This is a genomic window from Pseudomonas gingeri (assembly GCF_013386165.1).
GTDB lineage: Bacteria > Pseudomonadota > Gammaproteobacteria > Pseudomonadales > Pseudomonadaceae > Aquipseudomonas > Aquipseudomonas gingeri_C.
On record NZ_JACAOS010000001.1, the window covers coordinates 73,750 to 84,949 of the forward strand.

Annotated in this window: 11 protein-coding genes and 1 tRNA gene; 3 read left to right on the forward strand and 9 right to left on the reverse strand. The window is 58.6% G+C overall.

All coding sequences use genetic code 11. The features are described 5' to 3' along the window. Positions 1-22: 22 nt before the first annotated feature. Positions 23-1,075, forward strand: a complete 1,053-nt coding sequence (locus tag HX866_RS00325; protein ID WP_177093254.1) for a GGDEF domain-containing protein — start codon at positions 23-25, stop codon at positions 1,073-1,075. A gap of 76 nt (positions 1,076-1,151) precedes the next feature. On the opposite strand, the gene HX866_RS34125 is transcribed toward HX866_RS00325, so the two are convergent. Then, positions 1,152-2,180, reverse strand: coding sequence for a Fic family protein (locus HX866_RS34125; RefSeq protein ID WP_371319202.1), 1,029 nt, complete (start codon positions 2,178-2,180; stop codon positions 1,152-1,154). 778 nt (positions 2,181-2,958) lie between these two features. Between HX866_RS34125 and HX866_RS00335 the strand changes: the two genes are divergently transcribed. Then, positions 2,959-3,402, forward strand: coding sequence for a hypothetical protein (locus HX866_RS00335; RefSeq protein WP_371318807.1), 444 nt, complete (start codon positions 2,959-2,961; stop codon positions 3,400-3,402). A gap of 344 nt (positions 3,403-3,746) precedes the next feature. Then, the gene (locus tag HX866_RS34035; protein WP_371319203.1) at positions 3,747-4,010 is read left to right on the forward strand and encodes a DUF1016 N-terminal domain-containing protein; all 264 of its coding nucleotides are present in this window, start codon (positions 3,747-3,749) and stop codon (positions 4,008-4,010) included. 155 nt (positions 4,011-4,165) lie between these two features. Here the strand turns inward: HX866_RS34035 and ychF are convergent, their stop codons facing one another. The 8 genes from ychF to HX866_RS00380 form a co-directional block, all read right to left on the reverse strand. Further along, entirely contained in the window at positions 4,166-5,266 is a 1,101-nt protein-coding gene (gene ychF, locus HX866_RS00345; protein ID WP_177093252.1) for a redox-regulated ATPase YchF, read from the reverse strand. A gap of 22 nt (positions 5,267-5,288) precedes the next feature. Next, positions 5,289-5,873 (reverse strand): aminoacyl-tRNA hydrolase, encoded by a 585-nt coding sequence (gene pth, locus HX866_RS00350; protein WP_100942297.1) that lies wholly within the window; start codon positions 5,871-5,873, stop codon positions 5,289-5,291. Positions 5,874-6,044: 171 nt separating this feature from the next. Then, a complete protein-coding gene (locus HX866_RS00355; protein ID WP_177093251.1) occupies positions 6,045-6,635 on the reverse strand; it encodes a 50S ribosomal protein L25/general stress protein Ctc in 591 nt (196 codons plus the stop codon). A 138-nt stretch (positions 6,636-6,773) separates the two neighbouring features. Further along, the gene (locus HX866_RS00360; protein WP_003171603.1) at positions 6,774-7,715 is read right to left on the reverse strand and encodes a ribose-phosphate pyrophosphokinase; all 942 of its coding nucleotides are present in this window, start codon (positions 7,713-7,715) and stop codon (positions 6,774-6,776) included. Between the two features lie 46 nt (positions 7,716-7,761). Further along, positions 7,762-7,836 (reverse strand) — tRNA-Gln (locus tag HX866_RS00365). A 34-nt stretch (positions 7,837-7,870) separates the two neighbouring features. After that, on the reverse strand, positions 7,871-8,722 hold the full coding sequence (gene ispE, locus HX866_RS00370) for a 4-(cytidine 5'-diphospho)-2-C-methyl-D-erythritol kinase (protein WP_177137718.1): 852 nt from the start codon (positions 8,720-8,722) through the stop codon (positions 7,871-7,873). A gap of 1 nt (position 8,723) precedes the next feature. Then, complete coding sequence (lolB, locus tag HX866_RS00375) at positions 8,724-9,341, reverse strand: lipoprotein insertase outer membrane protein LolB (RefSeq protein ID WP_177093249.1); 618 nt, start codon at positions 9,339-9,341, stop codon at positions 8,724-8,726. Between the two features lie 4 nt (positions 9,342-9,345). Then, on the reverse strand, positions 9,346-11,070 hold the full coding sequence (locus tag HX866_RS00380) for a tetratricopeptide repeat protein (RefSeq protein ID WP_177104639.1): 1,725 nt from the start codon (positions 11,068-11,070) through the stop codon (positions 9,346-9,348). Positions 11,071-11,200: the final 130 nt, after the last annotated feature.

Consider the following 11,200-nt stretch of genomic DNA (forward strand, 5'->3'; position numbering starts at 1 on the left):
AGCCGGCACTTGAGGTGGTTCGATGCCAGGGATATCCCCAGAAAACTCGCACAAGAGTTACGCGCGTCCTGAGTTCTGGCAGCTGTCCATGCGTTGCTGCCAGTTGGCTGGCACCGTGGATATCGCGTTTCTGTTTATTTTCCTCATGCTGGGTTCCCCCATCCTGGCCTGGGTGAACGTGATCAGCGTGGCGATGTATGTCTACGCCTATCGCGCATTCAGTCAGCGCCGCAATCGGCTGGCGATCCTGCTGATCCGTACCGAAGTGCTGGTGCACGCCGGGTTGGGAACGGTGCTGATCGGCTGGGAAAGCGGCTTCCACTATTTTCTGCTGATGTTCATTCCGGCCCTGTTCGTGACCATGCGCGCCCGTAGCGCCTGGATCCTTGCCGCTTGCCTGTGGGCCTACTATGTGGGGCTGGATGTGCTCATGTGGTACGTCCCGCCTCTGCAGCCCATTTCCTCCAATGCCCTGTTGGGCGTGCATGTGTTCAACCTGACCGTGGTGTTCTGCATGTTCAGCTATCTGGCGCTGTTCTATGTGGTCACGGTCACTCGTGCCCACAGGAGCCTGGCGCGGATGGCAACGACAGACTCGTTGACGGGCCTGTTCAATCGCCGGCACATGATTGCACTGACCGAGAAGGAGCTGGCGCGGCACCATCGATGCCCCAGCAACCTGACCTTGATGTTGATGGACATCGATCACTTCAAGCACGTCAACGATCAGCACGGTCATGATATTGGTGACCGGGTGCTGGATGCCGTGAGCCTCGTGCTCAAGCACTCCATGCGTGAACAGGATTTTATTGGTCGCTGGGGCGGTGAAGAGTTTCTGGCGGTCTTGCCGGAAACCGATCTTGAGCAGGCGTCGGCAAGCGCGGAGCGCATACGCAATGCGATCCAGGCCTTGGTGATTGACAGTGACGGCCATAAAGTCAGCGTGACGCTGTCCATCGGCATCACGCAATACCGTGCTCAGGAAGCGCTCAGCAACGCCATTGCCCGGGCGGATCGCGCGCTTTACGAGGGCAAGTCGGCTGGGCGTAACCGGGTGGAAGTGGCGTTGGCTTGAGTGGGCTGGCTGTGTAGATCGCGCTTTAGGTGCGGTTCGAGCTACTGGCGGATCTCACTTGCACGCAGGCTCACCTCTACAAGGGGCGGCCGGCATTGATCCAGCTCTCGGTCTGCCTCATCGTCAATCGGTAGCGCGCGCAGTTGAAAGCCTCCAGCAACTTGAGTTCGCCTAGTAGCAATGGGCGTAACAACTGGACTTGATCCGGGGCCAGCGACAAGCTGGCGATGGCTTCTTCGTAGCCTTTGCCATCACGCACAATGGCGCCAATGGACTCGTTCAGCGCTTCCCTGAATTGCACTCGAACGGGATCAGGCTTGCCCATGGCCTCCAGGGTCACTTCGTATTTCCTGATCGAGCGACGATAGGCCCATTCGAACAGGTCCGCAGCCAGCGACACATCCAGGTGCTCGTAGACGCCCATCATGGCGTAGGCATAATCCTGAACATCCACATCCAGAAAGGATAACGGTGCGCTGTTGTACAGCATCAAGGGCACGTTGGCCGCCAGGCGGCTCGTGCGTTTGTTGCCGTCGTCGAAGGGTTGCAGATAGGCCAGGTTGACCCACAGGAAGAAGGCGGACTCGACCGGGTTCTTGATCAGCCTGGCCTTTTCCAGGATGGATTCGAGCATTTCGCCGAGCAGGGACGGAACCTGGCTGGGTAGGTAGGTGGTATCGCTGATATTGACGACTTTCTGGCGAATGGTGCCGAGGCCACCGGGGTCGGCCAGCAGGTCCTGCATCAGCAGTGCGTGCAGGTTCTGGATCACGGGAGTGGTCAGGCCGTAGGTGGGGACGGCGTCGACCATGAACTCGATGGCGGCCTTGTGGTTGAGCAGCATGACGGCATCCAGATCGCCGCCGCTGGCGCCACTCTTGAACAGCTCCTCTGTGGCGAGCAATGAGTAGCGGTTACCCTCCAGGCGCGAAGAGGACCAGGACAGGTCGATAAGCAGGGGCTCCAGTACTTTGCGGGCATAGGTGCCTGCAGGCTGTTGGCCGCGCATGCGTCCTTCTTCCATCAGGGTTGTGGCGAGTGATGTTGGCAGCAGCGAGGTCTGATTGGGGACGTAGTTGTCCACGAAGGTGCGTTGGTAGGTCACGGCATTTCGCGTGCCTAGTGGCTTTTCCAAAGTTTCCCGCAGAGACCGGCTCTGGCCGGACCACGTAAGGCCTGTACCGGTGGTGAGGTGGCTAGGGGCACTTTCGACGTCGTTGATACTGGCAAGTTTGTAGCGTGTCGAGCGCGTCCTACCTTCCTGAATCACCTCGCCGGAATCGACCAGTGCCTCAAGGTGCCGTTTTACAGTGGCTAAACTCGCGGAAACTTCGCTCTGTAGTTCGGTTGAGCTGGCCCAGGGTTGACCGTTTCGTGCACGCTGAGCCAAGGCGGCTAGAAGATGATGGGACGTGTCAGCCATGGTATTCCCCTATTACGGCTCATTTACAGCTCATCATAGCCGGTTATGGCTCATTTTTGGTTGTTATGGCTCATTACAGCTCACTGTCGTACGTTAAAGCTCATTACAGCTCAACCCATCCGGGGGGAGGTGATTTTTACGTCGAATATGTACGCCTGGAGAAGCATACATTTGCACACGTTTTTCCAGTTGCACCGGCTAAGTACGACAATTAGATTTTGACCGTCGCTGCAAAATCAGCGATCGGGCTGGACACCCGTGGTTTTCAAACGTAGTCGCACAGTGCCGTTCATGCGGTATTCTTGTGTTCGCTTTATGGCGGACTGTGCGCGGGACATCCTTGAGGGGTGTGCCGGGTCCTACGTTCCCGGTTGTCCACCTGCGTACAGTTCGCCACCTTTTCGCTGGACACGAAAATGTACGAACTCCTTGAGGTATTTCTTACGTAGGAGTTTTACCTGTGACCAAGAAAATCACCCCTGACCCACCTTGCACCTCCAAAGGCTCGAAGCCGGGCGATGAAAGGGCCCTCCTCCGTGGTGGTGTTGATGGCACCAACGGCCCCGTAAAATCGGTACAGTCCGATACAGCCAGACTGCTTGATACCCTCGCTTTAACCGTATCCAAAACCGTCAATTACGCTGACCCTCTCAGGCCCACGATTTTTGCCATCCAGCCTGGCGTCAAGGCTCAGGATGCGCTGATATACGTTTCGAAATTGCTCGAAGCGGCCGAACTGAACGGTGACGAAATCAGCTTGCATACGAATCCGGTGGAGCGCTCTTTGTTCTGGGGCATGCTCCACTCGGTAGAAATGGCGCGGGCTGTGGTGGATGCTCTGCTTGAGGGCTCATCCTCACCCCAGGGTGCTTCACCTGTATTAGGCGACCATCCATTGGGTTGAAGTGGCGCATCCTGTGACTGGAACTTCAGCCACGCTGTTGGAGCGACAAAACGGTACGCGGTACTACTACCGTTTGCTGGCCAGTCAGGACCCTCGTGGAGCAGGAGGCCAAGCAGATTTTCCCTGATGTCTAGCATCTGCTGATCAGTTGCATCACATGGGCTATTACTCAATAATCCACTCAACAACTAACCCTCACGACCGGCGTGGCTTGACCATCTGGTTGGAGGGGGAAAAAGCCGGCACTAGCCGGTTTTTTCATTTCTGGAGAACGAGAAAATGCAGGAATCGCCAGAGCTAGAGACTCTGCGCACTCGCATCTACATCGATGGATTGTCGTTGATGTGTTGCAGGTAGAAACCTGCCGGGAGATCGGCCGTTACATCGTCGAGTTCGAACCGGGTGGCGAGACGCGTGCGGTCTATGGCAAGAAGCTGCTGTTGACCTTGGCCAAGGTGCTGAGCGCTGAGCTCGGCAAGGGCTTTGACGCGACAAATCTGCGTCATATACGTGGATTTTTTCTGGCCTTTCCAAAATACGACGCACTGCGTCGCGAATTGAGCTGGGCGCATTACCGCACGTTACTCAAGGGTCGAGTCGGATCGTGAGCGGGCCTGGCTTGAACATGACCGGTTCCTTACCCAGTTAAAACTCGGGTCACAATGAATCACAGTGAGGGCTACTGGATAAGAAAACCCCCGTATCACTGCGTGAGTACGGGGGTTCAGTTTCCGTTAGCGTCCGCCGGAATCCGGCTCTTCGCTTACACGTTAAAACGGAAGTGCATCACATCGCCGTCTTTAACGATGTATTCCTTGCCTTCCAGACGCCATTTACCGGCTTCCTTGGTCCCGGCCTCACCCTTGTACTGGATGAAGTCGTTGTAGGCGATCACTTCGGCGCGGATAAAGCCTTTCTCGAAGTCGGTGTGGATCACGCCGGCCGCTTGTGGCGCGGTGGCGCCGACTTTGACGGTCCAGGCCCGCACTTCTTCAACGCCAGCGGTGAAGTAGGTCTGCAGGTGGAGCATTTCGTAGCCGGCACGGATCACACGGTTCAGGCCAGGCTCTTCCAGGCCCAGGGCCTCGAGGAACATGTCCTTCTCTTCACCGTCGTCGAGCTCGGCGATTTCCGCTTCGATCTTGTTGCACACCGGTACCACCACCGCGCCTTCTTCTTCGGCAATGGCCCGAACCACGTCCAGGTGCGGGTTGTTCTCGAAGCCGTCTTCAGCCACGTTGGCGATGTACATCACCGGCTTGGTGGTCAGCAGGTGGAAGCCCTTGATCACCGCCTTTTCGTCGGTGCTCATGTTCTTCATCAGGCTGCGCGCCGGCTTGCCTTCGGTGAAGTGGGCGATCAGCTGCTCCAGCAGGCCCTTTTGCACCACGGCGTCCTTGTCACCGCCCTTGGCGTTACGCGCAACTTTCTGCAGTTGCTTCTCGCAGCTGTCGAGGTCGGCGAAGATCAGCTCCAGGTCGATGATCTCGATGTCGCGCTTGGGGTCGACGCTGTTGGAGACGTGAATCACGTTCTCGTCTTCAAAGCAGCGGACCACGTGGGCGATGGCATCGGTCTCGCGGATGTTGGCGAGGAACTTGTTGCCCAGGCCTTCACCCTTCGAGGCGCCCGCCACCAAGCCGGCGATGTCGACGAATTCCATGGTGGTCGGCAGGATGCGCTTGGGATTGACGATCTCGGCCAGGGCCTGCAGGCGCGGGTCGGGCATCGGCACGATACCGCTGTTCGGCTCGATGGTGCAGAAGGGGAAGTTCTCCGCTGCAATACCGGATTTGGTCAGGGCGTTGAACAGGGTGGATTTGCCGACGTTGGGCAGGCCGACGATGCCGCAGTTGAATCCCATGGTGTTTCCCCTCGGGTAAGAGTCAGGCCTTCTGGCTGTGCAGGTTTTTCATCGCGCGGTTCCATTCCCCGGCGAGGATATCCGGCAGCACGCCGAGGGCAAAATCGATGCTGGCATCGAGCTTTTCCTGTTCGGCGCGTGGCGCACGACCCAGGACGAAATTTGAAACCATACTGGCAACGCCCGGGTGGCCAATGCCAAGCCGCAAGCGGTGAAAGGTATTCTGGTTGCCGAGCTGCGCGATGATGTCACGCAGACCGTTGTGCCCGCCGTGTCCGCCGCCCTGTTTGAGCTTGGCGACGCCGGGAGGCAAGTCCAGCTCGTCGTGGGCCACCAGGATTTCTTCAGGCGTAATGCGGAAGAATCCAGCCAATGCCGAGACGGCCTGGCCGCTACGGTTCATGTAGGTGGTGGGAATCAACAGACGAACATCCTGACCCTGGTGACTGAAGCGCCCGGTCAGGCCGAAATATTTGCGATCGGCCACCAGGTTGACACCTTGGGCGTGGGCGATGCGCTCAACAAAAAGGGCCCCCGCGTTATGCCGGGTCTGTTCGTATTCGGTGCCTGGATTTCCCAGGCCAACGATCAGTTTGATGGCAGTCACGACAGGGGCCCTTCCTAGGAGTTGTGGATAACATCGCGGCTAATCAGCATAGCGGCGAACGTGGACGAAACATGCTCATTTTCATGATGCAAACTTCGCGACCCCGCCCGCTTTACTCGCTACTTGCCAGCTCGCGATGTTTCCATGACTCCGACGTTGCGGAGTAAAAAATTACTCGGCAGCGGCTTCTGGTGCAACACGTGGCGCGTGAACGTTGGCAACAGCCAGGTCGTTACCGTGGGCCAGTGCGACGAACTCAACGCCTTTCGGAGCTTTGAGGTCCGACAGGTGAATGATCGAACCGACTTCGGCATTAGCCAGGTCGACTTCGATGAATTCAGGCAGGTCTTTTGGCAGGCAGGTGACTTCGACTTCGGCCACAACGTGGGAAATCTCGCCGCCTTTCTTGACTGCTGCTGCTTCGTTGATGAAGTGCACAGGTACGTGAGCCGACAGTTTCTGACCGGCAACAACGCGGACGAAGTCAGCGTGCAGCACGTGGCCTTTAGCCGGGTGACGTTGCAGAGCTTTGATGATGACGTTCTGCTTGGTGCCGCCAACGTTCAGCTCGATGATGTGGCTGTAAGCCGCTTCGTTTTCGAGCAGTTTGGCAACTTCTTTGGCCAGCATGCTGATGGATTCAGGGGCTTTTTCGCCACCGTAAACTACAGCTGGAACCAGGCTTGCGAGACGACGCAGGCGGCGGCTCGCACCTTTCCCCAGGTCGGAACGCACTTCAGCATTCAGGGTAAAATCGTTCATGTTGACTCTCCAAATTAACCACATCCGCCCCAGCGTTTGCGACCAGCGCTAAAGGCGGTATGGGCAAAAAAGCCCCGCCCCAACAGGTGTTGGGGCGGGGCGCTTTTCGTCAGCGAGAGATCCGATAGGGCAGGGCCCTTAGCGGAACATCGCGCTGATCGATTCTTCGTTGCTGATGCGGCGAACCGCTTCGGCGACTACCGGTGCGATATCCAGTTGACGGATACGCGCACAGGCTTGTGCTGCAGCGGACAGCGGGATGGTGTTAGTCACCACCAGCTCGTCCAGCACGGAATTTTCAATATTCTCGATCGCGCGACCCGACAGCACAGGGTGTGTGCAGTAGGCAAAGACCTTGGCAGCGCCATGTTCCTTGAGGGCTTTCGCCGCGTGGCACAAGGTGCCGGCGGTATCGACCATGTCATCGACGAGAATACAGGTGCGGCCTTCGACATCACCGATGATGTGCATCACTTCGGAGTGGTTGGCCTTCTCACGACGTTTGTCGATGATGCCCAGATCCACGCCCAGGGACTTGGCAACCGCACGTGCACGCACGACGCCACCAATGTCCGGAGACACAATCATCAGATTTTCGAAGCGTTGATCTTCGATGTCATCCACCAGAACGGGGGAGCCGTAGATGTTATCTACCGGAATATCGAAGAAACCCTGAATCTGGTCTGCGTGCAGGTCAACCGTGAGAACACGGTCGATGCCGACGACGGTGAGCATGTCAGCAACGACTTTCGCGCTGATAGCCACACGCGCGGAACGCGGACGGCGATCCTGACGGGCATAACCAAAGTAAGGGATCACCGCAGTGATTCGAGTGGCTGAGGAACGGCGGAAGGCATCAGCCATCACGACGAGTTCCATCAGGTTATCGTTGGTCGGAGCGCAAGTCGGCTGAATAATGAAGACGTCTTTACCGCGGACGTTTTCATTGATCTCGGCAGTAATTTCGCCGTCGGAGAACTTACCGACAGAGATGTCACCGAGAGGGATATGCAGCTGACGTACAACACGCCGAGCCAGATCGGGGTTAGCGTTCCCCGTAAAGACCATCATCTTGGACACGCGCAGTACCTGAAGGCTGAGGGTAACCTGGATGAGTATAGGAAAATGGCAGGGGCGGCTGGATTCGAACCAACGCATGGCAGGATCAAAACCTGCTGCCTTACCGCTTGGCGACGCCCCTGTATCTGTTGCAACGAGTACCCAGTACTCGATTCCTAGAGCAGACTCTGTAGCGTGCGATGCAACATCGAAACGTTGCTTCCCTTTGCCACAAACCCTGTTTGGGTCTCTGTAAGAAGGGCCGAGACTTTATCAGCTTCAGCTTTGTTTGGGAAGGCCCCAAACACACAACTTCCAGTGCCGGTTAGCTTTGCTTCGGTAAATTTACCTAACAAATTCAAAGCGTTACGTACCTCTGGATAACGCCTTGCGACAACCGGCAAGCAGTCATTACGACTGTTTCCCTTGGGAACGGGGCGCACTTTAATGGGCGCGGAGTCACGTGTCAACAGCGGATCGGAAAAAATTTCTGCTGTACTTACAGAGACTTGCGGGACGAGCACGACATACCACGGTTCTTCGGGGTCTACCGGGGTGAGTTTTTCCCCCACGCCCTCGGCAAAAGCCGCGTGCCCACGGACGAAAACCGGCACGTCGGCGCCCAGTGTCAGGCCCAGGACGGCCAGGCGATCCTCGTCCCAGCCCAGTTGCCAGAGGTGATTGAGGCCGAGCAGGGTGGTCGCGGCATTCGAGCTGCCGCCGCCGATGCCGCCGCCCATGGGCAGGATTTTCTCGATCCAGATATCCACGCCCAAGGCGCTGCCCGATTGTTCCTGGAGTTTTTTCGCGGCGCGCACGATCAGGTTGCTGTCGTGGGGTACGCCTTCGAATTCGGTGTGCAACTGGATCACGCCATCGTCACGCAGGGCGAAACTCAGTTCATCGCCATAGTCGAGAAACTGAAACAGCGTTTGCAGCTCGTGATAACCGTCTTCACGGCGACCGAGGATGTGCAGCATCAGATTGAGCTTGGCCGGCGACGGCAGCGTCAGGCGGGCAGTGCTCATGTCACTGGCCCAGCTGGCGCGGCTGCCAGTCCTTGATCACCAGGGTCACGTCGAGGTCGCGACCGTGCAGCTTGACGCGCTCGGGCAACCAGTAACCGTTCTGCTCGCTGTAGCTCAGGTACTCGACCTGCCAGCCGTCCTGTTCGAGGGAGGCCAGGCGGCTGTCGTTGTCCAGGCTCAGGCGGCTTTTGCTGTCTGGCGCGGGCAGGCCACGGACCCACCAGACCAGATGCGACACCGGCAACTCCCAGCCCATTTGTTCCTTGAGCAGGGCTTCGGGGGTGGGCGCGGTGTAGCGGCCCTGGTTGGCGACTTCCAGGCTGACCTGGCCGGGACGTCCGGTCAGGCGCGCCGCGCCGCGACCCAGCGGGCCGGACAGGCGGATATCGTAGTAATCCTGGCGTTGCAGCCAGAACAGGGTGCCGCTGCCGGAATCCTGCGGCGCGCGGATACCGACCTTGCCATTGATCTGCCAGCCGTCGAGGCTGCTCAATTGCTGTTTGTGTTTGGCCCACAGGGCCGGGTCACCGTGACCTTCGACCGACTCACGGGCGCCGAAGCCCGCACAACCGGCGAGCAGGGCGATCAGGCTGAAAACAACGAGGTGGCGCAAAAACATAAGCTTAAAGAGTCTCGGAACCGGTCAGGCGCTTGATGGTGCTGCGCAGAAGTGGGCTGTCGGGCTGATCCTTGAGGAACTTGCCCCAGATTTGCCTGGCTTCGCGCTGCTTGCCGTTGGCCCACAGGACTTCGCCCAGGTGCGCGGCGACTTCCTGGTCGGGGAAACGCTCCAGGGCTTGGCGCAGCAGGCGTTCGGCTTCGTCGAGGTTGCCCAGGCGGAAATTCACCCAGCCAAGGCTGTCGAGCACGGCCGGATCTTCCGGGTTCAGCTGGTGAGCCTTCTCGATCAGCTCCTTGGCCTCGGCGTAGCGGGTCGTGCGGTCCGACAGGGTGTAGCCGAGGGCGTTCAGCGCCATGGCATTGTCGGGCTCGCGCTTGAGGATGGCGCGCAGGTCTTTCTCCATTTGCGCCAGGTCGTCACGCTTTTCCGCCTGCATGGCGCGGGTGTAAAGCAGGTTCAGGTCGTCGGGGTACTGCAACAGGGCTTGCTGCAGAACGCTCCAGGCGCGATCGCCCTGATGGTTGGCGGACAGAATCTCGGCTTCGATCAGGTAGAGCTGGATCGCGTAGTCCGGCTGCTCGTCACGGGCCGTCTTGAGTTTGCTCGAAGCCTCGTCGCCGCGCCCGGTGGTGACCAGGATATCGGTCTGGCGCAGTTGTGCCGGCAGATAGTCGTTGCCCGGTCCGACCTGGCTGTACTCTTCCAGGGCGGTTTGCAGGTCGTTGTGCTCTTCGGCGATGCGGCCTAGGTTCAGGTGCGCCGAATCGACATGGCTGTCACGGGTGATCAGTTGATCCAGATAGCCCTTGGCTTCATCCCAGGCCTTGGCCTCAAGGCAAACCAGCGCCAGGGAGAAACGCAGTTCGTCATCTTCCGGGTATTGCTGCACCAGGCTGGAGAACTGGGTCTTGGCGTCGGCCATGCGGTCCTGTTCCACCAGCGTACGGGCGTAGGTCAGGCGCAGGCGCTTGTCGTCCGGGTACTGCTTGATGCTTTTTTCCAGGATCGGCAAGGCTTCCTTGCCGCGGTTCAGTGCTTGCAGCAGGCGCGCGCGCAGCAGGATCGGTGCGATCTCGCCGTCTTCCGGCGGATTTTTCTCCAGCAGCGTCAAGGCGCCCTGGGTGTCGCCGTCCTGTTGCAGCAACAAGGCCTTGCCGAAAATCAGCTGGCTGTTCTTCGGATGCTTGACCAGCAAACGGTCGAAACTTTTCTTCAGTCCGTTGCGGGTGTCCTGGTCGGTGTCGGCGGCTGACAGGGCAAGAAAGTCGAAATGGGTGTCGCCCTTGCCTTGCAGGACCTTCTCCATATAGACCATGGAGTCGTCATAACGCCCGCTGCGGGCCAGCTGGATAGCCGCCGCGCGTTGCGCCTCGAGGTCGTCCGGAGCGTTTTTCGCCCAGATCAGCGAGGTGTCGAGGGCGGCCTGGTCGGCGCCCAGGTACTCGGCAATCCGGAAGGCCCGCTCGGAAATCCCCGGATCCTGGGTATTGATCGCCTGGGTCACGTAGTTGTCCAGCGCGATATCGAAACGATTTCGCTGCCCGGCCAGCTCCGCGCTCAACAGGCTGAACACCGTATCTTCGGTGAACGAGCTGTAGACCTTGGGCTTTTCCGGGGCCGGAGTGGTGTCTTCAGCCAGCGGCGTACGCCCCGGCGACACGGGTGCCAAGGCTTGGCAGCCGCTGAGGAAGACAAAAGCGAGGAGCAACGCGGAGGATCTATTCATATAGGAGAAGGACGACTTACCTGCGGGTCGGGGCATCATGACACAAGCGGCGGGCAGAACCATACCCGAGACGCTCACCAGACACTTATAGCAACGTTACATTAGGACAATAGTCGGCAATGGTTGTTCT